This window comes from Vibrio sp. 1078-1, assembly GCF_033340475.1.
In genome coordinates, this window is the sequence record NZ_JAWOWM010000012.1 from 61,595 (window position 1) to 87,724 (window position 26,130).

A 26,130-nucleotide genomic window follows, 5' to 3' on the forward strand; every position below is an offset into this window, starting at 1 on the left:
ACTAAGTAATTAATAAAGAAAAAGCAGTATGAATCAAAACCCCGAATCTTCGGGGTTTTTTATTAGCGTGAGCTTGTCGGCTGAAGGTTAACTTAGATGTTTAACCTACTTATATTGTGATATCAGGAACGTTGAATTATCGCCACTTTTCGTTCCATAAGCTTTTCTACGGCGGCGTTTTGCTTGTCAATATTGAGTTGCGGATCAAAGTCCAAAACGCGATTGCAAGATTCGAGACTGGCAAATTGATTTAAACATTCACCAAGCTCTCTTTTAGAGCTTGTTCGCGTCATACTGCTTTCTGATGAGGAGAGTAGGGTGACTTTACGGCCATGAAACGTTCCTTGCGGCACTGCATCACTTTGCTGCGCTTGTTGAACGTCATGAACCGATGAATTGGTGTATGTGGATTGGATGTCATTGGACATAAAGACACCTAAACTCTCAAGTCTAAAGTTTGTGGCATCGGTGGTGCCTCATCAATGGTTACATGAGAAGACAATAACGCTTCCCACGACTCGCTGTGCGTCAGCAATTCTGCTAAAGCTGTTTCAAAATATTCGTAATCCAGTCGCCTAATGTTAATGAGTCGGTTTAAACATAGGACATGTCGGTGGTTATCCAAACTAAAAAATAACTGGTGCTCAGGCCAGTGATAATTAAAGGCCAAGAAAGAGCGATAGAGATCGGAATTTACAATTTGAAGGCCAACAATCTCAGCTTCGAGCTGCAGAGTTGTCGATTCAGGATGAAAGATGATATGCACCCTTAGATTATCATCAAAGGCTAAGCTTACTTCATTTTCCGTTAGATGCAGTGCAGGCAAGCCTATTTGATGAGCAAACTTTAGCAAAATCTCATCGATAGTTTGGCGTGCTGACATAGGAATAGTCCCTTTTGAAATTTTATCAAGGAAAATATTAGATGTATCTCTTCATGTTTATCAATATTAGTCGGTTGTTATTATATTTTGGCTTTTAAATGTGTTGAGAGAAATAGAAAGGCAAAATTAAATGTGTTCAGATGCATATCTCGATGGCAGTGAGATATATGAATATCATTTTTCTCTAATAAACTTCAATTAAGGAAGGAATGAAAGTGAGCAGAAACTGCTTTTGAAATTACAGTCCATGTTAACTACGTGTTGTTGAAAAGTGCGATTTATTGTCCGCTTGTAGTATAAATATAAGTTGATCTTTTATATTTTTACATAAAGAATTGTGTGAATTTCAAATGAGCTAGATTATATAAAATAAGTTTATGGGGTCATAATGAACAATTCTATATGGGCTGGTTTTATTGGGTTATTCATACTGAGTGGGTGCAGTCAGACTGTGTCCGTTAATGGGGTGGATGGCTTTGATACACAGAGTCAGGCATCAGTCTATGGTTGGGTTTCTGTCGACGGCTACTTTCCACCTTCGATTACTTCTCTTGAAGTGGAAATATGTAAAATTATTGATAATCAATGCTTTAAATCGGCATCTCAGAGCTACCAAGGTGTTCAGTTGCCTGTGCAGTATTCGTTTTTAATTGCACCAATTCAAGCTGGTGAAGGAAAAATGAAGATTATTGGAAAGCTTTATTCAAACGGTGATCTCGTTGCGGAAAAAGAAAAGAACTATTTATTTTTTGAGGGAAATAAACAAGAAAACTTGATTCTTGTTCCAAAAATAAACAGATAAAATTTTAAGTACTACATTTTTATTAGAATTTTCTAATTTATAAAAATAAAGACTATATCTTTCCTGTTGTGAAAGATTTGTTGTCTTTTATAAACATTAATTACATGACTTTGAAGTCATCGGGTCAGTTGTTTTTTAGACTCATACTTGTTGCAAAAACAGTATTTTTTATGATTATATCTCGCTCCTTGAACACGTTGGCTTGGCGTTTTAGGCTATAAAACATACATTTTTATGATTTTGGAAATTTAATTTTGTTCTAGAAACGATGCCGAAATCTATTTAATTGTATTCTAATGTATAACAAAACAACCAAACTTAAATAACGAAATGATATTTAAGTTTGGGCTAATGATAAACGCTATCTGATAAAAATAATAAAGACGGACAGCAGAAATTTACTAAGTCAAACTTTTACCTTTAGGTAAAGGTAATGCTTGGGTTATTCGCTAATTATTCGGGGGGTATGGTAAGTGATAGAACTTCTATGCTCTTTTCTTTGCTTCTTTAATTCATACAGCAGTACTTAGAAATAACAACAATCAAAGTAGTGCTTTGAAAGTTTCTCAACATTTGCACTGAGAAACTCAAAATAATGAAGGGTAGAAAATGGATGTGTCAGGCCAACTAAACTCAGAAAGGGTCGACTCGAGTTCACGAAAAATTCGTAGTTTTTCCTGCTATGAAAAATCTGACGAAGTATTTCACTCAGACCAGTCTCACATTGTTGTCGTTCACAATGGTCAGCTTCGAGTTCAAACAGGTGATTGCACAATCGATGTTGCTGCAGAAAATGGGGTATTTCTATCCCAAGGAGATTACTTGTTAGAGTACTCTCCGCTAGATGGGGCATACAAAGCGTCGATTATTGCCTACGACAATGAACTCGTTAGTCAGTTGCTGCAAAAACACAGTGATCTCTTGATGATGCTGCCTAAGGTAGACAAAGTTTGTTCTGGTTTGTTTACTTTTGGTTTGAACATACTCGTTGAACAAGTGCTTTCCAGCATGCAGACGCTTGAGCAACAAGCGTACCCTGATGCCATTATGTGCCTAAAATACGAAGAACTACTCATTCTCTTGCTACACAGCAAAGGAGGAGAATCACTGTATGCGTTGCTGTCACAACAAACAAACCGTACGTCGGAACGGTTACGTCGATTTATGGAACAGCATTACTTAAAAGAATGGAAGTTGACAGACTACGCGCAGGAGTTTGGTGCCAGCTTAACCACTTTTAAAGAGCTTTTTAATGAGCACTATGGCATTTCTCCAAGAGCCTGGATCAGTGAGCGTCGACTACTGCATGCTCATAAACTGCTGTTGACGAGCAAGATGAGCATCGTAGATGTGGCGATGGAGGCAGGGTTTTCCAGCCAGTCTTACTTTACGCAGAGTTACCGTCGTCGTTTTGGAACGACCCCAAGCCGCGTACGTTCGGGAGACGATCAAGTGGCTATCGCGAAATGAAATGACTTGGGACTAAAATTTTCTGACTAATTTTGAAAGTCACTCACCAGTGTAAATTCTATTATGTATCGTGTAACAACGAACGATTAAAAATTATTACATCTCTTTCTTTCTGGATTGTTCGAAAGGGGTGCGGAGACGAACATAAATGAAAAAGCAGCATTGGCGACGCCGTTCGCTTTTTCCAGACAGCATAGTGACACAGCGGAAAGTGACTGTTTTACAAAGAGGAGCTCGTTATGAAAGCGCCTCGAAACCTACGCAGGATCTCAATGTTGTGCACGTCAATCACCGACAATTGTTGAGTGAAGGCGTCATAAATTATGAGCAGTTATCTTTACTTCAACGCTTGTTGGATAGAAATGTCGTCGATAGCCTATGCGCTAGCCAGTTAGTTAAAACGTATCAAAAACTTGGTGCTTCGATAGACCGGTTTGCCATGCGTTTATTTTTGGAAATTGGATCGCAGCTCAGTGATAGCAGCACAATCACAACGTTCGAACAAAGGCTGGACTACATCAACTCTCGTCTGGGCTTTCGCTTTAATTTGGCTGTCCCAAAAACGTTGATGCTTTGTTTCCATTTATCACTCAACGAGTGGATTAACCGACAAGTCGATCAAAGTGCTCTTCATGCTTCGATTAAAGTTGAACAACTTATCAATCAACTCGATATTCAGAAGGAATATTGGTCGAAGCTATCAGGGGAAGACACCAGTGCCGTCTTTGTTCAACAGCAACTCGATCTTATTAAGAGCCAGCAGCATCAACTTAAAAAGCAACTTGGGACGTTAAGCGAACAACAGTTGCAAGTGATTGAATGTCATCGTTTGTTAATTGAGAAGTGGCAACCGTCTTTAGACGAGCTGAAAGGGTTCGCGGAGTACACCTCTACAACCGAACAATTTATTTCTGAGTGGAAAAATTGGTGTTCGGAAGTGCGACTTGAAGCCCCTGAGCTGAACGAAGTTTGGGATGCATGCGATGTGGTTTACAACGACCAAAATGCGGTTGCGAAAGTATGGCAATGGTTCAAGAACATGCAAACTGTTGGTGATATCGATCACTACTATTTTGATACTCAAAGTGGTCAGTGCGGCCAGGCTTGCAATCACCTCAGCCAGATCTAAATAGGGCGTTAAATGTTAGATAAGATGATGAAATCTTTAGCGGAAGCGCTAAAGGTAGGGGATTTTATTGCCTCAGAAAATGGTTCTTACAACATCGAGGTTGACCAGTTATCACTGACCATCAAGCAACGTGCGTCATGGATTTTATGGGAAGCGACGTTACCCTTCCAGTTTAAAGAGCATCTAGATTATCAACAAGAACAAGCGTTACAACGTTGCATGCAGCTCTCATTAAAAACCATTCGTGAGGATGGCGGCGTACTGACAACCAATGATGATCAGCAATTGATTTTGCAAAGTAAAGTACGGGTTGAGGACTGTTCGGTGGAACGGTTCTCTGCTTTGCTTTCTAAGCACGTCAATCTATGTGAGCGTTACATTGCATTATTGGAACAAGAACGCGTGAACCACACAATCAACCATACAGTGTGGTTACCATGATGCTAAAAATCTTTCCCAACATTAGGCGTGCTGCAACAAAGGCATTGTTATGCGCAGTGAGTGTTGTTCCTTTGGGATACGCGCAAGCAACAGACTTACACTGGCCCGAACAACCGTTCCGCTACTATGCAGATAATGACTCATTAAAAGAGTTGTTGAATAACTTCGGTGCAAATTATCGTGTCTCGGTTTCTGTTAGTGACAAAGTCAACGATCGAGTGAATGGGCGTTTTACCCCTGAAGATCCGGCGGAATTCCTCGATTACTTATCGCAAGTGTACAACTTGATGTGGTATTTCGATGGAGCCGTCTTACATGTCTATAAGGCGACAGAAACTCGCTCACGTTTACTTCAATTGGAATTACTTACGGCTAGAGAGCTACGCAGTACGTTAATTTCCACCGGCGTTTGGGATTCTCGTTATGGTTGGAGAGCTGCTGAGAGCAAAGGGTTAGTCTATCTTGCTGGTCCTCCACGTTATGTCGACTTAGTGGTACAAACGGCGGAGGCATTGGAAACGCGCTTGCTGCAGAAATCGAATTCAACCGACGAATTATTCGTTGAGATAATTCCTTTGAAGTACGCTTCTGCAACGGATAGAGAAATTGCATATCGAGATCAGACAATTACGGTCCCGGGCATCGCATCGGTGTTAAAACGGGTCGTGTCTGGTGTTCAAACGCAAGTGGCGAGTGCGTCTAGCAAAGAAGTTACCAGTCCAGATAAGCCTGTAAAAAGTAATAAAACCGCCTCAGTTCATGGTGGCGCAACAGTTGAAGCAGAGCCGGGCCTTAATGCGATTATCGTTCGTGATACTCAAGCACGATTACCGCTCTATCGTAAACTGGTCGCGCAATTAGACCAGCCGCAATCAAGAATTGAAGTCGCGCTATCGATTGTCGATATCAGTGCCAACGATTTAAGTCAGTTAGGAGTGGATTGGCGAGCGGGAGTGTCTGTCGGAAACAACCGCATTGTCGATATCAAAACAACAGGTGATGTGAATTCGGGGGATGTGACGCTCGGCAGTGGACAGAACTTTAAGTCCTTGCTTGATTCAACCAACCTAAATTACTTGCTGGCTCAAATTCGTTTATTGGAATCCAAAGGCAGTGCTCAAGTGGTTTCAAGGCCAACATTGTTAACTCAGGAAAATGTCGAAGCGGTACTGAACAACAGCAGCACGTTTTACGTCAAGCTGGTTGGTAAAGAAACCGCAGCGCTGGAAGAGGTCACGTATGGCACGTTACTGAGAATTGTCCCACGTATCGTTGGTGATAGATTTGCTGCACGACCTGAAATTAACCTGAGCCTTCATCTCGAAGACGGTGCAAAGATCGCTGATGGTGGTGTCGATGATCTTCCTTCCGTTCGTAAAACTGAAATCAGCACCTTAGCGACGGTTAAACAAGGGCAAAGCTTACTTATCGGTGGTGTGTACCGAGATGAAGTGAGCCATCAGTTACGTAAAGTGCCATTGCTAGGAGACATCCCATATTTAGGCGCGCTGTTTAGAAGTAATACCAATACTAAGCGCCGCACAGTACGAATGTTTATTTTAGAACCTCGAATTGTTGTGGATGGTATTGGCGATAGTGTGTTGATTGGCAACGAATATGACTTGCGACCAAGTATAGGCAGGCTTAACAACATCTCCAACAATAGCGCTGAATTTAAATCGGTAGTGGAAGTATATAGCTGCACATCGAGGGTTCAGGCCGAGCGCTATCAACAAGACTTATTGTCACAGAAAAAGTCGTCTCAATTAACGCAGTGCCAATTACCAACAGGGCAAAAGGGTTGGCGGGTGAAAGTATTGGAATGTGATGACTCACAAAGTGAGTGTGTGCGCCCTTCAGAGGAGTCTTAACCGCGATGCAGCAATGGAAAATTCGTATTTTATCAGGCGTGCATACCGGAGTAGAAGTCACCTTACCTGAAGGTGTTCTCGTGCTTGGCAGTGACGACTTTATTGCTGATCTTGTACTGTCTGATGCTGGGGTCGAAGCGAACCATTTCACCCTCGTTTGCCAGCAAGACTCGGTCATTTTACGAGGCTGCGAAGAGGCAAATATTAACAGTGAAGACATCGCTGTTGCAGGTGATGGTATCGAGTTGTCACGCCATGCTGTTGTCTCGGTCGGCGTTGTGAAGTTCGCTCTGGGATACGCGGAAGATGCGTTAATTGTGAGTAACGTCAGCGACGAATCTAGCCAACAGAATACACCTGTGGTTGCTGTGCAACGCTCTAGCTGGAAAAAAACAACGCTCATCGCTTTGCTCTGTAGTTTTGTCCCGAGTGTCATTTTTGCCGGTATGTGGTACAGCCAAGCTAACGGAAACAACAATGAAATTGTTACAGAAGCAGAACCCATTGTTTTGGTACGTAACATCTTAGGCGAGCTCAAACTTAGCGACGTTCGTGTGGAATGGAATGCCGCCGCACGCCAAGCAGTCTTAGAGGGCTATGTTGAAGACCGAACACAGAAACTCGATCTGCTTGGTCGAATTGATGTATTGGGCATCAATTACAAAAGTGACTTAAGAACGATGGAAGAAATCCGTCGCGGGGTTCGATTTATTTTGCGCAACCTCGGCTATCACCAAGTGAAAGTCGAAAATGGCGATGAGACCGGAACACTGCTGCTGACGGGCTATATCGATGATGCAAGCCGCTGGAACCAAGTTGAACAAATCTTGGAGCGAGACGTGCCGGGTCTTATTGCGTGGAAGGTTGAACTGCAGCGAGCGGGTGCCTACATGGATACGCTAAAAGCGTTATTGACGGATGCGGAGCTACTGAAAAAAGTCCAGTTGGTCACCAGCGGTGATCGCATCGAAGTTCGTGGTGAGCTTGATGATATCGAAACGACTCGATTTTACGGTGTGACCCGAGACTTCCGGGAACAATATGGTGAGAAACCGTACTTAGTTTTGAAATCCATACCTAAGGTGAGTAAAGGCACCAACATCGATTTCCCGTTTCGTAGCGTTAACTTTGGCCAGGTTCCATATGTGATTCTGACCGATAATGTTCGCTATATGGTCGGTGCAAGAACGCCTCAGGGCTACCGAATATCCAGTGTTACACCTGCTGGTATTGAGTTGGTTAAAGGCGGGCGGGTGATAACAATAGAACTTGGATATGAAGGCGAGACGAACAATGACAAATCTTGAACAAATTTTAAATAACGACACAAACGGTGCGGAAGTGCACAAGATTAAGAGCAAGCTCTTAGAAGCACAAGCGGTGGTGAAACGTCAGTTGGATTTAGGGTGCTCACCACAGCAGTACCAATTGCTACTCAAACAGTATGAAGCTTACACAGCCGCCCATGCGGTCGTTGAATCATACGAAGCTAACTAAAAAATACGAGGAAGTCTTATGTCATTTTACGATGCTAGTAACAGTGTAAACCTTGATGATGTTAAAGCTAAGTTAGAACAACAAGCGAAAGATGCCAACACAGAAGTGACGGCAGCCATCAAGAACCTAGAAACCAATGCCGATGATCCATCAAAGCTTGCCGAGCTTCAGCACGCGATCAACAAATGGTCTGTTGTTTACAATATCAATGCGACCACCACTCGTGCGATTAAAGATGTGATGCAGTCGATTCTCCAGAAGGTGTAAAGCATGGAACGAGAAACGCGCCAACTGCTGGCTGAAATCGCGCTGATGGCAACAGGTATGCATCGTCATCAAGAAGCCAACACGATTGCAGATGGCCTTGAAGCAAGCTCAGGTTCTGAAGAGACCGTTGCGATGATTCGTGCAATGAGCCTCATGAATAAAGGCTTGTATGAAGAGGCTCATCAATTACTCGAACCACTTTGTAACGCCTATCCAGATCTGATCAGCTTAGCGGCTCTTGCTTCTGCCAAAGCCGGTTTACTGAGCAAAGCGGAAAGCTGGGTAGAACTTGCGTCACAAGGAAGCGAAGAAAGCCAAGCATTTGCTGCGAGCTTTTCTCAGGACATTAGGAATCTTGGATGATCATTGATTCAAGTAACCTAAGTCTTCAACACCAATCTTTGCGTCAGTTGGAGTCGCGCCATTATGAGCGGAGCGATGAAGACAAGATGAAAGCACTCATGGAGCGAAGTGACAAGCAAGAGCAAGTTTCACATGTTTCTCCAAAAGAGACGCTAGAGAAAACAGAAGCCAAACTGGCGGAGATTAAAGCGTGGTACGAATCATTAAAAGACGCAGAGGTTGTCAGTAAACAAAGTGTCTTATCATCGTTAAATGAAGCGTTTTCCGACCCTCAAGTTAAACGAGAGGCAATGTGGTACGCCTTTCATGAGGCGAAGAGTGCAAAAGGCAACGAGCAGCCACAATCTGATTTGTTAAAGGTGTTGAAGCAGGAGTTACTAGGGAATTTTTCGGGACAGCTTATTGCCGAACCACCTGCTGATAAAACAGCACTAAAAGCAATGCTAGCGCAGCATTTTCCACTGGGTGCCCAGAAAGAACAAGCCTTATGGCATTGCTGGGCAGAGTTGAAGTCGTTACCTGATATGGCATCAACACTGGACATGGTTCGTGATGAACTTAGCTTCATGATCCAAAAAAATGCGATGGTGAAAAACATCATGACTCACAGTCACAAGTTAGATTTATCTTAGGAGTACATATGATAAACACGCAGTACACCGAGGTGATGCAAACCAACATTGATAAGTTACAGGATGCGCAAGTCGAAGACGGTTTAAGCGAACGTTTTGAGCAAGCCATGTCGGTTCCCGAGGCAAGTAATGGCCTGGAGGGAGGTTTGCTAGAAAACATCAGCGAGTTGAAAAACACTATCGATAACGCGAAAAGTAACCTGCAAGACAACATGAAGATGGTGGGTGATGATCCGGCGCAATTACTGCAAATGCAGTGGGCGCTGACACGCATTACTTTTCAAGAAGAGCTGATCGCGAAAACCGTGGGTAAAACCACACAAAACGTAGAAACCTTATTGAAGGCACAATAGTGATGATGAATAAAATGAGAGCAGTTTTCATCATGCTCACGTTGTTTCTGGTAGGTTGTCAGACCGAGTTATACACCAACGTTACTCAGAAAGAGGGTAATGAGATGTTGTCGATCTTACTATCCGAAGGTGTCGTTGCAACAAAAGAACCTGACAAAGACAACACCGTCAAGTTAATGGTAGACAGTTCTCAAATCGCCTTCGCGGTAGATGCGCTAAAGCGAAAAGGTTATCCAAGAGAGCAGTTTTCCACACTGAAAGAAGTGTTTCCCAAAGACGATTTGATCTCGTCACCATTAGCAGAACGAGCACGTTTGGTATACGCGAAATCTCAAGAGCTCTCCTCAACCTTATCTCAGATTGATGGCGTGCTAGTGGCACGTGTTCATGTTGTTTTGGAAGATCAAGATCTGCGTCCAGGAGAGCGTCCAACTCCAGCTTCTGCCTCCGTATTTATTAAACACGCAGCAGATATTGCGCTTGATTCATATGTTCCGCAGATCAAATTATTAGTGAACAATAGCATTGAGGGGCTGAACTACGATCGAATCAGCGTAGTGATGGTACCCTCATCAGAGGTTCGAGTTGCTACTCAAAACAATCAATTTAAAAGCATTTTGTCGGTTCAGGTCACCAAAGAGACGGCGAATAATCTTATCGCCATTTTGGTGTTCTTGGTAGCGGCACTCATCGGCTCGAATATCGCTACTTTTACATGGTGTCGTAGGAACACGAAGCGTGGTTAAACCAGAAACACCACTCGCGCAGGTACAACACCAGTTTAACTATGCGCCTTGCCAGTACATCCATAGAAGTTGGATAGAGCAAAAGCAGCCTTGGTTACTAAATATCGAAGGCTGGAGAGATAACCCCATGTTTAACCAATGGTGCATCAATGAGTGGGCGTTATCTCCCGTTCCTGAGACGGCTTTTAACAAACCTTGCCATAGCTTGGCGTTGCTCCCAGCGGATGCGTTGAACCAACTCGTATTGATGGTGGGCGGAGCTTTACATTGTGTGGCAATGCGAGGCGTTGTTTTAAAACGCCCGAAACAGGTTCTGAACAACGTTTTTGGTTTGGAAGGCGCTCGGTTCTTAATTCAAAACGGGCCTATGCTGTTATCCAACTGGCCGCAAGGCTGGCAGCGTTCGTTACCAGAACTATTGGATGAAAGGTCTGTTGAAGCAAGTATGAGGGCGCTGGGATATTTTTGGATGAGGTTTATTTTGATTAACTCACCGGAAGATGTTGTTCTTCGTTGGCAATTCAAATTAGAAAAGCAACTTAGCGAAAACGCAGAAACAGCTAACTGGTTGGAAGCGGATCAACGAGATCTGGCGTATCGACTCACAAAAAAAATCGCAAAACAGGTTATTCCTCAATGGTTTCATTTGTTGAAATAAAAACAGACAATTTGCAGCTGGCACCTGGCTTAAAGGTGCTGAAAGCGAAAGATTATGCCAGTTATCTGGATTCGCAACACTTAGTTGAAGCCGCGAACTCCAAAGCTGAAAGCATCATTGCTAATGCCCAACAAGCCTACGAAACCGAAAAACAACGTGGTTATCAAGATGGCCTTGCACAAGCCAAGATTGAAAATGCGCAAACGATGGTTGAAACCTTAGCACGTTGTAATGACTACTATCAGCAAGTCGAAGAAAAAATGACAGGTGTGGTGTTAGAAGCAGTACGTAAGATCATCGATACCTTCGATGATGTCGATACCACGGTGAGTGTAGTTCGAGAAGCGTTGCAACTGGTGAGTAACCAAAAGCAGGTCATTTTACATGTCCACCCAGAGCAGGTTGTTGAGGTGAGAGAAAAGGTGGCTGGTGTATTAAGTGATTTCCCTGAAGTCGGTTACGTTGACGTGGTAGCAGATGCGCGCTTGAAAAATGGAGGCTGCATTTTGGAAACAGAAGTTGGGATCATCGACGCCAGTATTGATGGACAGCTGCATGCATTAAAGCAAGCCATGGTGAAGCAGCTCAGCGAGCGTAAAATTACGATTCATGAATAAACCTCAAAAACTCAGCACTTGCTGAGTTTTTTCATTTTAATGCCTTTAAACAAAAAAAATCCGACCATTTCTAAAATATTCACTGCCATAAATCCTTAAGAATACACCTAAGAAAGCTGCTTAGTTGATAAGTGTTGCAACCAAGCAGCGCCTCTAAAACAACAAAAATAGGATTATTTAGTCGAATGGCTAATGGATTTATAACTTCTTTACTGACAGATTTTGCCAGCCGCTGCCAATTGGAGCCGTTGGTTTTTGATGAGGATGATTGTTGCCATCTACTCGTTGAGCAAAACACAGCAATCACAATTCGTGCACAAGAAGATCGTGTGACGCTTATCGGGCTAATTTCAGGTGATAAACCGAGTGCTGATATTTTGCATCAACATATGAAAGGTGCCTTAACGCAAGGCTCTCCAGCGGTATGCTGGGAGGAAGAGACCGGATATATCGGTTTCATACACCTGCCTCAGCAACTGCTAACTGCATCTTTTTTCGATGAGTCATTTGCGAATTTCATCGAGTGGTTAAAAAGTGCGAATACACAAGAAGTAACCAATAAAACAATCGAAGTACCGGAAACGAATACCACTCATTTTTCCACATTAAGGGTTTAAAGCATGATCAGTTTTGGAAGTGTTAGCGCGTTGCAGGTCGCCATGCCGCAAGCTCGTAACGAGATACTTAACGAAGGTAAGCTGAGTATTGGTGGCAAAGAATACCAAATCAACGCAGCGACCCAAGAATTTACTCGCGCCAATCCTACGAATGGTGCGGTAGCGCGATTTTTTGAAGCGACAGGAAAACTGTTTCGCGAAGGTAGCCCACAATCGGTAGCGAAAGCCCTTACAAAAGCCGTATTTGATAATGAGCAAGGACAAGCTCAGCGTTTACAAGCTGCTTCTTCTGTTGAGCATGGACAAATGTTCTTCAAAGATGGAAGCATAAAAACCGCATCAGATGTCTTAAATGCCTTTGCGAAGTTAGACAGTAAATCAGTTCAGTCGAACTCTGCTGAGCTAAACCAGTTAGCAGAGCGAGCGATGACAGAGGCTATGTTAGAAACCGATTCTGGTAAAAACCTCACATCACTGATTGGCGAAAGTGCAGCGAAGTTGCTTGCTGGACGTGTAGTAAAAGACTACGGCGGTGGTGTATCTGCAGCGCAGAAAAACCCGGCAGGTAGCATTAATCAAATGCAAGCGGTGTTTGATATGGAGGTGATGCATCTTAAATCGGCGCAACGTCATATCGAAGGTCTAGCAAGCACCGATCTAAGCCAAGGTGTATACGCTGAAGGACTGGCAGAGGACGCGTTTAACAAAAGTGGCGTAACCAATAATGTTGAAAGAGCTGCGGCGTGGATCATTAATGCTTCTAACTCTAAAGGAAACGATGCCGAAAATATTACGTCTTTACTGAAAGAATACGCGTCTAATGGTAAAGATTTATTGAATATGGAAAACCTAAAAGAGCTACACGCTCGATTGGTGCCTAATGTTGAGCGTGATTACCGAGGGCCAAATATTTCGGGTGGCACTTTGCCTTCAAGTATTGGCGGTGAGGGCATGTTAAAGCAGCACATTGAAGGCTTTTTGAAAGAGAACCCTGTAGAAGATAAAGACTTAGGTAAGCATTTGTTCGCCGGAGTTATCGGGTACCATGGCTTTACCGATGGAAATGGTCGCATGGGTCGCATGCTATACGCGATAGCAGAACTTCGTAACGACTCGTTCAATCCTTTAGCTATGGATGCAGAAAATAGCCTTCACGGTATTAAGTGATTTTTTACTTCTATTTAATTTTTGGAGCGGCGATTGCCGCTCTTTTATTTTCCAGCTTAACCTTAATTTTTCTTCTCAATAAAACGGCTAATAGCAATAAAAATGAGACGTTGAAATAAAGTGTCGGTTTCTATCTCGCCATAAAATCTCTTTTATCCTTATTCGCTTATTTAAATGAGCCGTTATACCCAAGTGGCTTCGCTGCAATAAATATATCGATGTCACTTAGTTATAATAAATTAGACAGGACACAACATGGATACAGGAAAGATTAATATGCTTCTCTCTGAGCTAGGAGAAGTGCTGAACCTTGAGCGCGTGACAGCGTATGACAATCAAATGTGGTCACTGCATTTTGCTGAAAACAACAGTGTCGATGTTCTGCTCGTAGAGGAAAAAGGCGAGTTATTGATTTCCAAAAACCTGCTTATAGAACAAGATGATATTACGCTAGATAAACTTCAAGTTTTACTTGAATACAACTTCTTGTATCGAGAAACAGGTGGTGTGCAGTTTTGTGTGAATCCAACACGCAAAGACGTTGTTCTTCAAGTTGCTATCGCGGCTGGAAGTGAACTCACCAACATTGCTAACTTAATCATTCAGTTGAACGAATTAGTTGATACTTGGGGACAGTTATTTCAAAACAACACGGTTGTAGATTTTAGCCAAACAGACGTACACGCATTTATTCAAGTTTAAGGCATCACACATGGTCAATATTAATACATCGCAAATGCACTCGTTGAGTCAGTTAACGTCACATTTGGCGACACAAAATCAAGCTGACGACAAAGAGGTTCGAGCACACAACGGTAAAGATATTTTTGTTAAAGAGGGCGCACCAAAAAATAAAAGTATCAGCGCGCGTATTAGCCACCAGAATAAAGCGAAAGATATTGTAGTGAACCTGCTTACTAAGCAGGGTATTCCTAAAGATGTTGCGAAGCTGATGCTGAAAAATGTGTTGAACGGTGAAAACAAGTTAACGCTTGGGAGCCTGAAAAATCTTGAGAGATTGTCGTCTGGTCCTAGCTCAAATTGGCCCACTTCACAAACGGCAGCCTCTTCTTCCAAAACCAATAAAGCCTCATCGAGTGTCGCGCTTATCAACGAACATAAAGCCAACCTTCAAAAGCTTGGTGATTTTGCCTGTACGGACTTAAATACGTTCGGTGTTAAGGGGTCACAGTTTTATGAAACAAAAGGAAAGCCACGACTAAAAGAGCTTCACGCGGATCAAGCGCGAATCATGCAAGATCACAGAGCGACGATGTCCGCAAACGGAGTTCAAGCTGCAGCACAAAGAGGAACCGCACCGCAATTAAGCACTCTACAGAACATTGCTAAGGCAGTACAAACCGCGAAAGCCGGCTGCTGTACTACATTTGCCTTTGCTGCCGCCGCTGAGATGATTCAAGGCATGTCAGGAACACCTGAAAGTGAACCCAAAGTAGAAGTGGTTGCGTTTAAAAAGGGTCATTCAGGTACACACCTTTATGTACTGGTTGGTCGACAAGAGGGGAGCGACATAAAAGATCCATCAACGTGGAGTAAGGATGTGAAAATTGTTGACCCTTGGGCGACATCTGCATTCGGTGCACCAATGTTTGGAGATGCACAACGACCACCTGTTTCGAATATGTTCCCGCCAACAGAAGTCATTTTTGATAGCCATAAACTGGGTTAGTCACTCTGCAAAAGAAGTGAGCAAATACACCATGCTAAGCATCTAACCTTTATTGAAAGAGCAGCTCTGAGCTGCTCTTTTTTATTACTCTGGCAACTCGATTTTAGAGCGAGATTTCTGCGGAAAACCTCACAATGAAGGCGAAAAAGTGACAAAAATAAAGCCATTACCGACATCGTTCAATCTGCAATCGTTGTTCAATAGAGTTATTGAAACAAAAGGAAAAAGTTATGAACACGATTCAACAACTGCTCTTGGAGTTTTGCCAACTCAATGAGTTGCCCGAACTGAATTTTGAAGAAAATGAACGTTGTCAGCTACTGGTCGATGATCGCTACATGTTGTATTTCATCGCGACAGATACGGATGATTTGATGTTGTCTGTAACGTTCGGAGGGTTAGAAAAATCCGGTGAACAACGACTAAAAGGTTTAGAGCTTCTTGCTCATGCGAACTATCAAGGAATTGGTAGTGGCAACCTCGCACTTGCTTTGGCTCCAAACGGTCGACAGCTTGTCTTAGCAGGACGTAAACCCGTTGAGCATCTAAATACGACGAACCTTACCGCTTGGTTTCACGAAGTTATTGAACAGGCCGAGCTGTGGCAAGCGCGTTTCGCAATGTTGGATCAAGCGATTCCAACCACCTCTAATCATGAACAAGCTCATGTTCAATCACTTCGTGTGTAGGAGAGAAAAATGGTTAATACAACACAAAAAATCAGCCAAAGCCCAGTACCTGATCTAGAGCAGTTTCGTGCAGTTGCTGCGCAAAAAGATGACCGAGTGATCAGTAAAAGAGGTGAAGTAAAAGAACCTTCCACATTCCACAAAGGTCACAAGTTTGCTTCTATTCACGAAGGCGTATTGAGAAGCAAATACACTAAGTTTTTCCAAGAAAACATCAAAACTCACCTTGATTTAAAACAAGCGCTACTTAAGCAAGAAAAACCTGAGGTTGCGCTGTTGGCTTACTCCCTAGTGAGTCCTTCAGGCTATCGCGGTGAGCCACTTACTGAGCGTAAAATCTTAGAAGTTGTCAGCCTATTGGATGAAATAAAAGTGAGCAGCGATACGTACCAGCAGCTTAAAAATACGTTTGATGCGATCAGCAAAGATCCGCGTATGCAGGTGAGCTTAGAAGCCCAGTATCCGGGAAAAATGGATGGCTTTGCTGCTGAACTGCTGCAGATGGGCAAAGAAAAGCTAAAAGGTTCTGGTGTTAACGCCGTTATTAACTTGGCATTACCTGGCGTTGGCTTATTGATTTCTACAGGTCGAGAGCTGCACAAAGCGGCCGTAAATGGTGATGCTGAGGCTTACCATCATCAGTTAGAACAAATTTCACAGCTGCCAGGGCGAGATCAACGTCTTTCTATGCCGATGCAGCAAACCTTGGCTCAAGGTCATGCGATACTGTCGGCTGAAGGTGGCATTGGAGCTACATTAGGTATGGCGACGGGGAGCCTGGGCACGTTCGGTGTTAGCTCTGTAGCAACGGTGGGCGTCACACCGATAGCAAAAGAGGCAATCGGTTCTGCGGCAACGACTGTTATCATGAGCGGCGGTGGTTTTGTGGCGAACCAAGCTGGGGCATACGGGTTAAATACGGAAGTAAAAGAGCAACTTATGCAAGGTGAAATGTCTGGTGTTTTACCTAGACTTGAAGTTTCCAATGCAAAAGGAGACTTTACCTTCAGTATGCAAGATCCGGCTTCTGTCCGCGCATTAATGGCGTACCTTGGTCCTAAGGAGAATACTGAAATGACTTCTCCTCAAGCGCCTAAAGAGGCACAAGAGATGGAAGCCGCTCGATTAACACTGAAAAAGATGTTGGGTTCAGAGCCAAGTGAGCACTTGGTTCCTGACGTAGATTCTATCTTGAAGCTAAGCCCAGAGGATGCACCAAGTAAAACCGAGTCTATTGCTAACGGGGCGTTTAAAAAACTGTTAGGAGAAGATTGGGATTGGCTCATGCCAGCTGTTCGAGCGATTGATAAAGGGGAAGCAAGTAAAATAAACGAAAAGCTCACCTACAAGCTCCCCCTAGATGCAGCAAACGGACGAGTTTATCTTGATAAATGCCCAAACCTGAGTGACGTCCAGTTAGATGCGCTAGAAAAATTAGGCTCACCAAGTCAATTGCGATTGATGTACTTGGCAGAAGGCTGGGTGTAATTTCAAATGGTAAAGTAGGGAGTAGGTGCTGCTCCTTACTTTATCTACCGTCAGCGTTCCTTTTTGGGGCTGGCTCATCTCCATTGAATTTAATTTTTCGACTGAAGAAACAAACACACAAGTGTCAACGTTATACCAACCCAACCAATGAGAGAAATTTCTTCCCCAACAATCGCAACTGCTAGTGCTGCTGCGATAACAGGTTCAAATAGCGTGAGTATGCTAGCTCCACTGGCAGTAACAAACCGTAGCCCAAACCCAAAAGCGACGTAACCTAACCCCATTGGAATCAAGGCCATGTAGAGCATGACCGTCGTATTAGTTGACGATGCAAATAGATTATCACCCGTGATGAAAAGTGTTGGTAGAAGCAAAACTCCACCAATACCAAAAACACTTCCCATGGCCGTTTGCGATTCAATGCCGTGGTCAATCATAGCCTTTACTCCCCATGAGTAAATGGCGTACGTCAAACCTGCCAATAGGCCAAGTAATACACCCCAATGTTTCATATCATGATCAAATAGACTATTTGCGGATGACTCAGAAGCCAGCAACAAGGTAATTCCAATGACCCCGATTGCGAAACTCATCATCCAGCGCTTGGTTATGGTCTGATTTCGGCTAAAGAGACACTCTAACAAAGCAGAAAAGAAAGGTGCAGTGGAGATAGAAATAACCGTACCAATAGCCACACCGGCGAATCGCATTGATGAATAAAAAGCCAGTGGGTAGGTGGCTAAGGCGATAATACTAACCAGTAACGTTTTCTTCTTATGTACGACTTTTCGAAAATCTCTCTTCAGTGACTTCACAGACAGACATGCTTGCATAAATCCACCAATACCCATAGAAAATGCGCCAATGGCGAGAGCACTGACATCCGGTGCCAAGCTGGCAGCGGTGCCCGTCGTTCCCCACAGGGTTGAAGCAAAAAGTATGGATAAAGTTCCTAATTGATAGTCGGTGAAATGTTTTTTTAACACTGTAATTTCTACCTAGTGAATGGCTGTTTTAGGGTAGAAAGAATAAAAGAAAGCGATAGAGATTTTTGTGCTGAAAAGACGGAATACTTGTTCCAGAGGACTATTTTAGTGACTACCGGGAAAACTCTCTAGGAGACATGCCAAAATGCATTGAAAACCGTCGACTAAACGCGGAAAGGTCACTATAGCCAACTCGTTCAGCTATCAACTGGACTGGAAGGTCTGTATGAGTCAGTAGTGCTTTGGCTTTTTCCATACGTTGTAGTGTAATGTACTTATGGACGCTCATTTTTAGCTGCTCTTTAAAAAGCTTTTTAAACTGTGTCGGACTCAAGCAAGCGGCATTCGCTAATGAGGCAATGGTGAGTGGCTGATCAAGCTGCTCGGCGATCACAACCTGTACATCTCGAATACGCGAATCTACGGAGCGAGACCGCTTTTGCTGCTCTAGCAACAGATAGAAGGTTGCAACCATTGAGTTTTCAATTTCATCATTAACCTGATACTCAAGTTGCTTTTCGACAAACTGGATAAAGCTCAGTAGAGGCGGGCTAATCGAAAACACAGCCACACTACTATCCATCAAATGAGTGGGCAAAGTGGTCATATCCGCAACAATAAAGCGTGATGACTCTTCGGCATTAAAACCGTGAGCACAACTTTTGGGGATGACTATGCAGTCGCCAACCGCCACCTTTCCGACATAACTATCCATATCAATATGTATGTTGCCCTGGAGAGGAAGCACGAGTTGATGATAATCACTATGAGTATGTCGGCTCATACGTTTCGTGTAGGAGCGGATGCTTAAGCTAGATTTCATAAAACAACATACAGTTAAAGGATACCGCATTATAGCGTTGAAAGTATCGAGGTTGAAAGCTGGGCAGTTGTAAGCCCAGATCTTGAATGGGATGTGGTTTGTCAGTCCGCCTCGGACTCTAACGAGGCCAACCAACGAAGCACTTCCGCAGTTGCTTCAATAAGATCGCTTGGGATGTACTGGTCGACGTTGCCGTCGGCGTATAGTGCACGAGCAAGAGGGACTTTTTGCATCACAGGAACGCCTTCTTCTTTAGCGATTGCGACCATACGTTTGGCTACCGCATCGGTTTCCATCAAAGTGATGACGGGCAGGGGCGTTTCGCCTTTCTTGTAATAAAGGCCAACCGCGATATGTGTTGGGTTTGTAACTAATACATTAGAACGTTTAACGTTTTCGCGTTGATTGGAGGCTTGTAGCTCTTGGTGCAACTGACGACGTTTGCTTTTTATTTCTGGACTGCCTTCCATCTCTTTGTATTCGCGCTTCACTTCGTCCTTGCTCATTTTGAGCTTTTTCGTGTGATCAAACTTCTGGTACGCAAAATCTGCTGCAGCGATGACGATGAAGCCTACCGAAGAGATAATCATTAATTGTTTAATCATGACGCCAGTAATGGTCGGGACACATTCTAGCCCACAAGTTGGAATTTGCATTAAAGCGTTGATGTTACCGCGTAATGTCACCCAGATAATGCAGGAAAGAAGAGAGACTTTAAGGATCGACTTGATAAACTCAATCACACTCTTGAGGGAAAAAATGCGTTTGGCCCCTTCGACGGGATTGATCTTTTTGATGTCGGGTTTAACGGATTCACCACTAAATAGGAAGCCGAACTGCCCCATATTGGAAAAGATGGCGACGAGTGCAGCAACCAGAATAATCGGAGCGAGTAGATAGGCAATTTCTTTTGCGATGGCAATAGCGACATCGACTAGCGCATCTTGGAAGCCCTGATAAGCAAGCTTACTTGGTAGTAGAATAAGCGCTGAGATGTGCGACATGTAATAATCGGCGAACGCAAACAGTACAATTATGAGCGCCAAAATTAATGCAGACGATACGATTTCTTGGCTTTTGGCAACCTGACCTTTCTGTCGAGCATCGCGTAACTTTTTTGCGGTGGGTTGCTCTGTTTTTTCTGCACTCATAAAGAATCCTAAGCGTTATTGCCAAATGGTATTGAGTTGTTCTGCGAATCGGGTAATGCCGTAAAACTGTACTTCAAAGTGATCCATCATTATTCCGAGATACACGATCAGTAAAACACTCGCGATGGCACTTTTTATTGGCATGGCAAGGAAAAAAACATTCAATTGCGGTGCAAAACGACTGATAAGCGCCAGACCAAATTCAGCAAGAAACATTGCCAACACTAGTGGAGCGGACATCAACACACCAAGCCACATAAGCTGTTCAAATTGCGCGTAGAAGAAGCTCACCCATGCGTCGCTAACGGTTGGGAAAAAGTCCACGATCGGCCAAGGTGTATAGCTTTTGAATAACGCATAGATAAAAGTGACAAAGCCCCCGCCAGAGAAGAACAGGGTAATCAACGTTTGGGTCAGCAATACCGCTGTTGGTGTGGATTGTGAGCCTAGCGTTGGATTAAACATACTTGCCATGGCAGCACCACGTTGGTTGTCGACCAGAAAACCGGCCGCTTCTATCGCCCAAAAGGGGATAGCAGCAACAAACCCGATCAATAGCCCAATTAATACCTCCTTACCCAAAATCACTATCAGCCAAATGCCGTCGGTTTCTGCGGGCAAGCTTTGCTGATTAATCATCGGAAATATAAACAGCGCGAGTGAGCAAAGCACACCATTTCTCACCATGGTGCCGCCTAGCATTTGCTTGCTCAAAATAGGCAAAAAGATGAAGCATGCCATTAACCGAGGTAACGTCAGGCTGTACAAAAATAAAGCCTGGTGTAAGTCGTGATAACTCATCGTATTTGAGGAATTTTATCCATGGCAAGCGAGGCGAAGGCGTGGAGCTCTGCCCCTAGCCATTGCGTTGTGACGAACAGCGTAATAATGACCGCGATAAGCTTGACCACAAAGCCTAACGTTTGTTCTTGGACCTGAGTTAACGCCTGAATAAGCGACACCAATGTACCAACCAATGCTGCGACTAAAATCGGCGGTAATGACAAGTACAACACTAGGGTTAATGCTTGAGTCGTGAAATGAATGATTTCAGCAGAATGCATACTTTCTCCGTGATTAACCGTAACTCAACACTAAGCCGTGGGTGAGCTTTGTCCAGCCATCAAGCAAGACAAAAAGCAACAATTTGAAGGGGAGGGAAATCGTCATTGGCGATACCATCATCATCCCCATCGCGAGTAGGATATTCGACACAATTAGGTCAATAGCGATGAACGGTAAGTACAACAGAAAGCCAATTTCAAAAGCGCGAGTAAGCTCGCTGACGGTAAATGCGGGCAGTAAGAGCAATAAGCTGTCCGACTCTAAACGGTCTACGTACTTCTGTGGCCACAATGTGCGTGCGGCATCAGTGAAGAATATGGCTTCGGTTTCCCGAATATGCTTTTTCAAAAATTCTCGATAAGGCTGTAAACCGCTTTCAATGAGGCCTTCTACACTTGCAGAATCTTCAAGGGAGATATCATGCTGCTTTACGTAGTCGTAGGTTTCAAACCCGACGGGAGCCATGATGAAAATTGACAAAATAATAGCCAATCCGTAAAGCGCCATATTCGGCGGAATTTGCTGTACACCGAGAGCGTTACGCAACAGTGAGAATACAACGGCGAGTTTCACAAACGACGTCGCCATCATGGCGATAAATGGGATCAGTGCCAGCAGTGCTAAGCTGACAATGAGATTGAGCTCGTCGGGTAACTGGATCATGCTGGCTCCTGCGTGCCACCGAACAGCTCCAGTACGCGCACACCTAAATGTTCGTTAACATTAACCAGTTCACACTCACCAATGATTTTGCCGTTGGCACGCAATGTTACCGGCTTAGATACAGGCTGGTTTAGCTCGAATACGTACCCTGGCTGAAGCTGGTTAAGCTGCTCTAGCGTGATGGTTTGATGGCCGATATCAAACGTGAGTTCCACAGGCAGTTGCTGGTGGTCGGTTAACATTTCTGAAGTGTTTACGTCATTCATATTGGTTTCTTTTTCCATAATGTGAAGAGTTTGGTCATCCAGTTGGCAGCGCCAGAGATTCTGGTCAGATACTTGAAAAATGGCTTGTTGCTTGGCGATGTAACCATCGTCAAAAAAGATGACATCTCCCAGCTCGAGCGAATTAAATTCGCTTAACGTCAAATGGGTCCTTCCAAGACTTAACCACACAGGTAAAGCGAGGTGTCGAGCTTGTAGAGCAGCGCTGTTTGGTAGCGCATCCAACAACACGTTTGATCCTTCGCTAACCCACAAACAAAGAGAGCCGTTAGGCTTATTGAGGGTTAACATTAAAGCATGCTCTTGGGCCTGGCTCGCCTCTAACGGCTGTAGTTGACTAAGAATGGGTAACTGACCAAATAGCGCTTTGATTGCCTCACTATGCGGTTCTATCTGTGAGCTCAAAAGTGCTAACTGGAGGGAGTTAGGCAGGGACTCAAACGCAGTAGCATTTAAGGTCGATTTCAGCCAATGTTGGAGCTGCGCACGAGAAAAGTCTACTTGTAGGGTTTGCCCTCCAATCAACGTGGTTAAACGGAACCCTTCAAATGAAGGGATTTGAGCAACAGTAATCGATACGCTCTGACCATCAGTCCCTTGGAAGTGGCACTGTTTTGCACAAAGTTGATTGCTGAGCGCGATACTTTCTGCATCCACTTTGGGGATTATTAACGGCGTCATAGGTCATTCTCCGCTTGCCATTCTTCATACACGCTGCGTTGTTGGCGTGAGTGTTGTTGTTCATGTTGTTGTTGATCGAGCTGTTGAGTTTGTTCGCTGATCGCTAAGCGAAGTGGCTGCTCACCACCGAATCGGTTTAGCCGTTCAGCAAGATCTTGTCTAGCTTGCTGGCTAATAATGGTAAGGGCATGCTCTTGTCGAATCGTCACGCTATACCCTTGAGCGTCCAACTTGATGTGGATTTCACCACCTTTTAATTGTCCTTCACTTAGAAACAGCCGAACCTCTTTGTTGTCCGATGCGGTTGGCAGAGCAACATAGATTTTGTCCACCAATTGCTGGAGTAATTGGTTTACGTCTCGCGTTGGGCTTGGTTGAGCCTGCGAAGCAACACTTTTTAGGATGACATCGCCTTGTGTTACCGCACTTGCAAAGGGCTGAGAAGGGACTTTTTCTTCATCCGTTTTAACGGCGACTAGTGCGCTTTTCGTCACGATTTTTTCAAGAGGCTTGGTTTCAGGCAGGCCACCAGTTTGGTCTGGTCGTTTGCCTGTATTCTGTAGCGGCGGAGTTGCACGCTTATTGTGCGCTGTTTCAGTTTGCTTTTTCGTTAAGCCAACAATGTTAATCCCATCTTGAGCGAGCTCTATCGCTGTCGCACTTTGGGGGAGCAAGCCAGATTCAAGCGTAGAGAGACAATCCGGCGAGGTATGTTTATCCATCGGCGTCGGTTTATCATCTTTCAAATGAGCTTGAAAGTGAGGATCAACACGCTCGGTAGAAGGGGAGCTTAGAACTGTGTCGCCATCGCTTTTTCCATCATGTTTAAGCAATTTATTGTTTTCGCTAATTATTTCTTCGCTATTTTCTGCGTCGTCTTGCGATTTCTCTATATCTCTCTTAGTGACGACGTCACTTTGACCTTTTAAAGTGGAGATGTTTTTGTCAGCGTTGGCTTCTTGGTTCGATGAGTTAGGTTTCTTATCTAGACCTTGAGATGTCTCATGCCTTAGCGGTATGTCTTCTTCGCCAGTATGATTTTTTGGGGGATTCCCAACGATAGACTCCTTTCCCTTGCTAGGCTTCTTCGTCATTGCATGCTCGAATTGTGATTGAAGCTCGGCCTCCTTCTCGAGAGGCACTTGTTCTGGCGTTGATTTGTGCAGCGTATTCGATGTTTCAGTTGTTGGGGTAATGCGCATAGTGAACCTTTAGATAATGTCGACAGTGCGAAACTCTTCCTGTTCGAGTTCTTCTTTGTATTGCCTTTCTCGCGATTTTTCCGCGACTTCTTGTTGCTGCAACTGAACGAATTTTTCTTTGGTTTTATGGGCTTGTCGCGCCTCTTTTTGCTTTTCTTTAAGTGCCGAGCGTTCGATTTCAAGCGCTTTTTTTGACTCGGCCACACGTTGTTTAAGTTCGGCTTCTCTCTCTCTTAACAACGCGATTTCTTGTCTTAATGTTTCTAGCTCTTTGAGAACGAGTGTTTGTTGTTTTGCTTTAGCAAAACGTCGCTCTTCTTCTTCCTGGCGCCAAACGTGATAGTCCGCGACAGAACGTTCGGCCTTTTGAACCTGTGCTGCGGCGTTTGACACTCGGTATTCTTGACGCTTGACGGCTTTATCCGCACGTTCAGCGCGAATTTTTTTGATTTCTAATAAGCGTTCTATCATTGTTTCGCCATCCCTTTAAGTTGAGCGATAGCGCCATCAAGATCGCTTGGTTCATGAGTGCCTTGGCGTAAAAAGGCGCGTATATCATCACTTTGTGCAATGGCCAAATCCGCTCGACTATCTGCGCCATGTTGGTATTCGCCAATTTTGATTAGCAGCTCAACTTCTTCATACTTAGCTAACATTTCGCGAATATGAGCAGCAGACGCCTGATGATCGGGTTCAACGATTTGATTCATCACTCGGCTTGCTGACCGAAGTACATCAATCGCAGGGTAATGGTTCATTGCGGCAAGTTTACGCGAGAGAATGATGTGCCCATCTAAAATGGAGCGAGTTTCATCCGCGACAGGCTCTGTCATGTCGTCACCTTCCACCAACACGGTGTACAGTGCTGTAATTGATCCTTTGTCTGATTGTCCAGCTCGTTCCATCAGCTTTGGCAAAGCGGCAAAAACGGAAGGCGGATAGCCACGTCGTGTTGGTGGCTCGCCTGCGGCTAGTCCAATCTCCCTCTGTGCGCGGGCGAAACGCGTTACAGAATCCATCAGCAGTAGCACGCGTTTACCTTGGTCACGAAAATATTCTGCGATAGAAGTTGCAACAAAAGCGGCTTTGGCGCGCTCCATTGCTGGGCGATCAGAGGTAGCGACCACTAAAACCGATTTGGCCATTCCTTCTTCGCCTAGGTCATGCTCAATAAACTCGCGTACTTCGCGTCCGCGTTCACCAATTAAGGCGAGAACGGTCACGTCAACTTCTGCGGAGCGAATCAGTTTTGCCAGTAGGGTACTTTTACCCCCACCAGCCGCTGCAAAAATACCCATGCGCTGACCTTCACCACAGGTCAGTAGCCCATCAATGGATCGAACGCCAAGAGAGATTGGCTTTTCAATTAGTTTACGTTGCATTGGTGGTGGCGCATCGCGATAAACAGGATACCAAGCACTTGGTTCCTGACTCTGCGTACCATCGAAAGGGCGCCCAAGCCCGTCAAGCGTTGTACCTAACAGGTGGTCGCCAACACCCACTTCGTGCATTTTACCCATTGGGCTTACTTCTGTATTTGAGGAAATCCCAAACATATTTCCTAACGGAGTGAGCAAAGCGTGATGCTGCTGGAAGCCAACCACTTCCGCTAACAAAGACAGAGTTTGATCGGGATTACGCAACTCACACAGTTCACCTACACGAACGCCAGGGACGACAGCTTTAATAATGGTGCCGGTGACTTGTGTAACGCGCCCGCGAATTTGGATCAAACGCGTGTGTTTAATCGCAGATTGTTGGATATCAGTGATGTATGAGAAATCGTTCAAGGTAAAAATATGCGCAATGATTGATGCTGAGAGGATAGAAAGTATAAGAATCAATTTATAGTGAATATCAGTCGGGAGTTTTTAGAAAACTGAAAGCGCACTAAA

At 44.2% G+C, this 26,130-nt stretch carries 32 protein-coding genes; 20 read left to right on the forward strand and 12 right to left on the reverse strand.

Translation table 11 applies throughout. The annotated features are described in order from the left end of the window. Positions 1 to 122 precede the first annotated feature (122 nt). On the reverse strand, positions 123 to 428 hold the full coding sequence (gene exsE2 / locus R7190_RS19255; RefSeq protein ID WP_005377171.1) for a T3SS regulon translocated regulator ExsE2: 306 nt from the start codon (positions 426 to 428) through the stop codon (positions 123 to 125). 8 nt (positions 429 to 436) lie between these two features. Beyond that, complete coding sequence (exsC, locus tag R7190_RS19260) at positions 437 to 883, reverse strand: type III secretion system regulatory chaperone ExsC (protein WP_005377174.1); 447 nt, start codon at positions 881 to 883, stop codon at positions 437 to 439. 388 nt (positions 884 to 1,271) lie between these two features. On the opposite strand from exsC, the gene R7190_RS19265 reads away from it, so the two are divergent. The 20 genes from R7190_RS19265 (at position 1,272) to R7190_RS19360 (ending at position 17,380) form a co-directional block, all read left to right on the forward strand. Next, entirely contained in the window at positions 1,272 to 1,685 is a 414-nt protein-coding gene (locus tag R7190_RS19265; RefSeq protein WP_047102708.1) for a YscW family type III secretion system pilotin, read from the forward strand. A gap of 609 nt (positions 1,686 to 2,294) precedes the next feature. Continuing rightward, on the forward strand, positions 2,295 to 3,155 hold the full coding sequence (locus tag R7190_RS19270) for an AraC family transcriptional regulator (protein ID WP_005377191.1): 861 nt from the start codon (positions 2,295 to 2,297) through the stop codon (positions 3,153 to 3,155). A 148-nt stretch (positions 3,156 to 3,303) separates the two neighbouring features. Further along, entirely contained in the window at positions 3,304 to 4,284 is a 981-nt protein-coding gene (locus R7190_RS19275; RefSeq protein ID WP_005377193.1) for a T3SS regulon anti-activator ExsD domain-containing protein, read from the forward strand. A 12-nt stretch (positions 4,285 to 4,296) separates the two neighbouring features. Further along, entirely contained in the window at positions 4,297 to 4,725 is a 429-nt protein-coding gene (locus tag R7190_RS19280) for a YscB family type III secretion system chaperone (protein ID WP_085569994.1), read from the forward strand. Continuing rightward, positions 4,722 to 6,596 carry a type III secretion system outer membrane ring subunit SctC gene (sctC, locus tag R7190_RS19285; RefSeq protein ID WP_064353990.1) on the forward strand — a complete coding sequence of 625 codons (1,875 nt, stop codon included), beginning with the start codon at positions 4,722 to 4,724 and terminating at the stop codon, positions 6,594 to 6,596. The genes R7190_RS19280 and sctC overlap by 4 nt, the downstream gene beginning before the upstream one ends. Positions 6,597 to 6,601: 5 nt before the next feature. After that, a complete protein-coding gene (gene sctD / locus R7190_RS19290) occupies positions 6,602 to 7,903 on the forward strand; it encodes a type III secretion system inner membrane ring subunit SctD (RefSeq protein ID WP_053304386.1) in 1,302 nt (433 codons plus the stop codon). Next, on the forward strand, positions 7,890 to 8,093 hold the full coding sequence (locus R7190_RS19295; RefSeq protein ID WP_005377198.1) for an EscE/YscE/SsaE family type III secretion system needle protein co-chaperone: 204 nt from the start codon (positions 7,890 to 7,892) through the stop codon (positions 8,091 to 8,093). The genes sctD and R7190_RS19295 overlap by 14 nt, the downstream gene beginning before the upstream one ends. Before the next feature lie 18 nt (positions 8,094 to 8,111). Continuing rightward, positions 8,112 to 8,360 (forward strand): type III secretion system needle filament subunit SctF, encoded by a 249-nt coding sequence (gene sctF / locus R7190_RS19300; protein ID WP_005377199.1) that lies wholly within the window; start codon positions 8,112 to 8,114, stop codon positions 8,358 to 8,360. 3 nt (positions 8,361 to 8,363) lie between these two features. After that, positions 8,364 to 8,723 (forward strand): YscG family type III secretion system chaperone, encoded by a 360-nt coding sequence (locus tag R7190_RS19305; RefSeq protein WP_005377200.1) that lies wholly within the window; start codon positions 8,364 to 8,366, stop codon positions 8,721 to 8,723. After that, on the forward strand, positions 8,720 to 9,355 hold the full coding sequence (locus tag R7190_RS19310) for a YopR family T3SS polymerization control protein (protein ID WP_053307006.1): 636 nt from the start codon (positions 8,720 to 8,722) through the stop codon (positions 9,353 to 9,355). The genes R7190_RS19305 and R7190_RS19310 overlap by 4 nt, the downstream gene beginning before the upstream one ends. A gap of 8 nt (positions 9,356 to 9,363) precedes the next feature. Continuing rightward, positions 9,364 to 9,708: a type III secretion system inner rod subunit SctI gene (gene sctI / locus R7190_RS19315; protein ID WP_005387149.1), complete on the forward strand. Its 345-nt coding sequence runs from the start codon at positions 9,364 to 9,366 to the stop codon at positions 9,706 to 9,708. Next, positions 9,708 to 10,454 carry a type III secretion system inner membrane ring lipoprotein SctJ gene (sctJ, locus tag R7190_RS19320; RefSeq protein WP_086012989.1) on the forward strand — a complete coding sequence of 249 codons (747 nt, stop codon included), beginning with the start codon at positions 9,708 to 9,710 and terminating at the stop codon, positions 10,452 to 10,454. Before sctI ends, sctJ begins: the two co-directional genes overlap by 1 nt. Beyond that, entirely contained in the window at positions 10,447 to 11,112 is a 666-nt protein-coding gene (vscK, locus tag R7190_RS19325) for a SctK family type III secretion system sorting platform protein VscK (RefSeq protein WP_238951951.1), read from the forward strand. The genes sctJ and vscK overlap by 8 nt, the downstream gene beginning before the upstream one ends. Then, positions 11,091 to 11,729: an HrpE/YscL family type III secretion apparatus protein gene (locus R7190_RS19330; RefSeq protein WP_005387146.1), complete on the forward strand. Its 639-nt coding sequence runs from the start codon at positions 11,091 to 11,093 to the stop codon at positions 11,727 to 11,729. Before vscK ends, R7190_RS19330 begins: the two co-directional genes overlap by 22 nt. A gap of 185 nt (positions 11,730 to 11,914) precedes the next feature. Further along, on the forward strand, positions 11,915 to 12,346 hold the full coding sequence (locus R7190_RS19335; RefSeq protein WP_054575038.1) for a type III secretion system chaperone: 432 nt from the start codon (positions 11,915 to 11,917) through the stop codon (positions 12,344 to 12,346). 3 nt (positions 12,347 to 12,349) lie between these two features. Beyond that, a complete protein-coding gene (locus tag R7190_RS19340; protein WP_017821339.1) occupies positions 12,350 to 13,513 on the forward strand; it encodes a VopS family T3SS effector adenosine monophosphate-protein transferase in 1,164 nt (387 codons plus the stop codon). 255 nt (positions 13,514 to 13,768) lie between these two features. Then, positions 13,769 to 14,215, forward strand: coding sequence for a type III secretion system chaperone (locus R7190_RS19345; protein ID WP_021707758.1), 447 nt, complete (start codon positions 13,769 to 13,771; stop codon positions 14,213 to 14,215). Between the two features lie 10 nt (positions 14,216 to 14,225). Then, positions 14,226 to 15,203 (forward strand): type III secretion system effector VopR, encoded by a 978-nt coding sequence (gene vopR / locus R7190_RS19350; protein ID WP_005377210.1) that lies wholly within the window; start codon positions 14,226 to 14,228, stop codon positions 15,201 to 15,203. A gap of 230 nt (positions 15,204 to 15,433) precedes the next feature. Beyond that, on the forward strand, positions 15,434 to 15,892 hold the full coding sequence (locus R7190_RS19355) for a CesT family type III secretion system chaperone (protein WP_005377211.1): 459 nt from the start codon (positions 15,434 to 15,436) through the stop codon (positions 15,890 to 15,892). Positions 15,893 to 15,901: 9 nt separating this feature from the next. Beyond that, complete coding sequence (locus R7190_RS19360) at positions 15,902 to 17,380, forward strand: CesT family type III secretion system chaperone (RefSeq protein WP_136976224.1); 1,479 nt, start codon at positions 15,902 to 15,904, stop codon at positions 17,378 to 17,380. A gap of 89 nt (positions 17,381 to 17,469) precedes the next feature. Here the strand turns inward: R7190_RS19360 and R7190_RS19365 are convergent, their stop codons facing one another. The 10 genes from R7190_RS19365 to vscN all read right to left on the reverse strand — a co-directional run bounded on the left by R7190_RS19365 (position 17,470) and on the right by vscN (position 26,025). Then, positions 17,470 to 18,372: a DMT family transporter gene (locus R7190_RS19365; protein ID WP_372059511.1), complete on the reverse strand. Its 903-nt coding sequence runs from the start codon at positions 18,370 to 18,372 to the stop codon at positions 17,470 to 17,472. 106 nt (positions 18,373 to 18,478) lie between these two features. Then, positions 18,479 to 19,189, reverse strand: a complete 711-nt coding sequence (locus R7190_RS19370) for a helix-turn-helix domain-containing protein (RefSeq protein ID WP_136976226.1) — start codon at positions 19,187 to 19,189, stop codon at positions 18,479 to 18,481. Positions 19,190 to 19,290: 101 nt separating this feature from the next. Further along, entirely contained in the window at positions 19,291 to 20,340 is a 1,050-nt protein-coding gene (gene vscU, locus R7190_RS19375) for a SctU family type III secretion system export apparatus subunit VscU (protein ID WP_005387129.1), read from the reverse strand. A 15-nt stretch (positions 20,341 to 20,355) separates the two neighbouring features. Beyond that, positions 20,356 to 21,141 carry a type III secretion system export apparatus subunit SctT gene (gene sctT / locus R7190_RS19380; RefSeq protein WP_136976227.1) on the reverse strand — a complete coding sequence of 262 codons (786 nt, stop codon included), beginning with the start codon at positions 21,139 to 21,141 and terminating at the stop codon, positions 20,356 to 20,358. After that, the gene (vscS, locus tag R7190_RS19385) at positions 21,138 to 21,404 is read right to left on the reverse strand and encodes a SctS family type III secretion system export apparatus subunit VscS (RefSeq protein ID WP_005377227.1); all 267 of its coding nucleotides are present in this window, start codon (positions 21,402 to 21,404) and stop codon (positions 21,138 to 21,140) included. Before vscS ends, sctT begins: the two co-directional genes overlap by 4 nt. A gap of 13 nt (positions 21,405 to 21,417) precedes the next feature. Beyond that, complete coding sequence (gene vscR, locus R7190_RS19390; RefSeq protein ID WP_005377232.1) at positions 21,418 to 22,068, reverse strand: SctR family type III secretion system export apparatus subunit VscR; 651 nt, start codon at positions 22,066 to 22,068, stop codon at positions 21,418 to 21,420. Further along, on the reverse strand, positions 22,065 to 23,033 hold the full coding sequence (gene vscQ / locus R7190_RS19395; RefSeq protein ID WP_318137588.1) for a SctQ family type III secretion system cytoplasmic ring protein VscQ: 969 nt from the start codon (positions 23,031 to 23,033) through the stop codon (positions 22,065 to 22,067). Before vscQ ends, vscR begins: the two co-directional genes overlap by 4 nt. Then, on the reverse strand, positions 23,030 to 24,235 hold the full coding sequence (locus R7190_RS19400; RefSeq protein WP_206949669.1) for a type III secretion system needle length determinant: 1,206 nt from the start codon (positions 24,233 to 24,235) through the stop codon (positions 23,030 to 23,032). Before R7190_RS19400 ends, vscQ begins: the two co-directional genes overlap by 4 nt. A gap of 9 nt (positions 24,236 to 24,244) precedes the next feature. Then, complete coding sequence (locus tag R7190_RS19405; RefSeq protein ID WP_025768127.1) at positions 24,245 to 24,706, reverse strand: type III secretion protein; 462 nt, start codon at positions 24,704 to 24,706, stop codon at positions 24,245 to 24,247. After that, positions 24,703 to 26,025 carry a SctN family type III secretion system ATPase VscN gene (vscN, locus tag R7190_RS19410; protein WP_017821332.1) on the reverse strand — a complete coding sequence of 441 codons (1,323 nt, stop codon included), beginning with the start codon at positions 26,023 to 26,025 and terminating at the stop codon, positions 24,703 to 24,705. Before vscN ends, R7190_RS19405 begins: the two co-directional genes overlap by 4 nt. Between the last annotated feature and the right edge of the window lie 105 nt (positions 26,026 to 26,130).

Excerpts from the sequence above, each read along its gene's own strand:
- exsE2 (WP_005377171.1), bottom strand. The coding sequence starts at position 428 with ATGTCCAATGACATCCAATCCACATACACCAATTCATCGGTTCATGAC.
- exsC (WP_005377174.1), bottom strand. The coding sequence starts at position 883 with ATGTCAGCACGCCAAACTATCGATGAGATTTTGCTAAAGTTTGCTCAT.
- R7190_RS19265 (WP_047102708.1), top strand. The coding sequence starts at position 1,272 with ATGAACAATTCTATATGGGCTGGTTTTATTGGGTTATTCATACTGAGT.
- R7190_RS19270 (WP_005377191.1), top strand. The coding sequence starts at position 2,295 with ATGGATGTGTCAGGCCAACTAAACTCAGAAAGGGTCGACTCGAGTTCA.
- R7190_RS19275 (WP_005377193.1), top strand. The coding sequence starts at position 3,304 with ATGAAAAAGCAGCATTGGCGACGCCGTTCGCTTTTTCCAGACAGCATA.
- R7190_RS19280 (WP_085569994.1), top strand. The coding sequence starts at position 4,297 with ATGTTAGATAAGATGATGAAATCTTTAGCGGAAGCGCTAAAGGTAGGG.
- sctC (WP_064353990.1), top strand. The coding sequence starts at position 4,722 with ATGATGCTAAAAATCTTTCCCAACATTAGGCGTGCTGCAACAAAGGCA.
- sctD (WP_053304386.1), top strand. The coding sequence starts at position 6,602 with ATGCAGCAATGGAAAATTCGTATTTTATCAGGCGTGCATACCGGAGTA.
- R7190_RS19295 (WP_005377198.1), top strand. The coding sequence starts at position 7,890 with ATGACAAATCTTGAACAAATTTTAAATAACGACACAAACGGTGCGGAA.
- sctF (WP_005377199.1), top strand. The coding sequence starts at position 8,112 with ATGTCATTTTACGATGCTAGTAACAGTGTAAACCTTGATGATGTTAAA.
- R7190_RS19305 (WP_005377200.1), top strand. The coding sequence starts at position 8,364 with ATGGAACGAGAAACGCGCCAACTGCTGGCTGAAATCGCGCTGATGGCA.
- R7190_RS19310 (WP_053307006.1), top strand. The coding sequence starts at position 8,720 with ATGATCATTGATTCAAGTAACCTAAGTCTTCAACACCAATCTTTGCGT.
- sctI (WP_005387149.1), top strand. The coding sequence starts at position 9,364 with ATGATAAACACGCAGTACACCGAGGTGATGCAAACCAACATTGATAAG.
- R7190_RS19330 (WP_005387146.1), top strand. The coding sequence starts at position 11,091 with ATGGTTTCATTTGTTGAAATAAAAACAGACAATTTGCAGCTGGCACCT.
- R7190_RS19335 (WP_054575038.1), top strand. The coding sequence starts at position 11,915 with ATGGCTAATGGATTTATAACTTCTTTACTGACAGATTTTGCCAGCCGC.
- R7190_RS19340 (WP_017821339.1), top strand. The coding sequence starts at position 12,350 with ATGATCAGTTTTGGAAGTGTTAGCGCGTTGCAGGTCGCCATGCCGCAA.
- R7190_RS19345 (WP_021707758.1), top strand. The coding sequence starts at position 13,769 with ATGGATACAGGAAAGATTAATATGCTTCTCTCTGAGCTAGGAGAAGTG.
- vopR (WP_005377210.1), top strand. The coding sequence starts at position 14,226 with ATGGTCAATATTAATACATCGCAAATGCACTCGTTGAGTCAGTTAACG.
- R7190_RS19355 (WP_005377211.1), top strand. The coding sequence starts at position 15,434 with ATGAACACGATTCAACAACTGCTCTTGGAGTTTTGCCAACTCAATGAG.
- R7190_RS19360 (WP_136976224.1), top strand. The coding sequence starts at position 15,902 with ATGGTTAATACAACACAAAAAATCAGCCAAAGCCCAGTACCTGATCTA.
- R7190_RS19370 (WP_136976226.1), bottom strand. The coding sequence starts at position 19,189 with ATGAAATCTAGCTTAAGCATCCGCTCCTACACGAAACGTATGAGCCGA.
- vscU (WP_005387129.1), bottom strand. The coding sequence starts at position 20,340 with ATGAGTGCAGAAAAAACAGAGCAACCCACCGCAAAAAAGTTACGCGAT.
- sctT (WP_136976227.1), bottom strand. The coding sequence starts at position 21,141 with ATGAGTTATCACGACTTACACCAGGCTTTATTTTTGTACAGCCTGACG.
- vscS (WP_005377227.1), bottom strand. The coding sequence starts at position 21,404 with ATGCATTCTGCTGAAATCATTCATTTCACGACTCAAGCATTAACCCTA.
- vscR (WP_005377232.1), bottom strand. The coding sequence starts at position 22,068 with ATGATCCAGTTACCCGACGAGCTCAATCTCATTGTCAGCTTAGCACTG.
- vscQ (WP_318137588.1), bottom strand. The coding sequence starts at position 23,033 with ATGACGCCGTTAATAATCCCCAAAGTGGATGCAGAAAGTATCGCGCTC.
- R7190_RS19400 (WP_206949669.1), bottom strand. The coding sequence starts at position 24,235 with ATGCGCATTACCCCAACAACTGAAACATCGAATACGCTGCACAAATCA.
- R7190_RS19405 (WP_025768127.1), bottom strand. The coding sequence starts at position 24,706 with ATGATAGAACGCTTATTAGAAATCAAAAAAATTCGCGCTGAACGTGCG.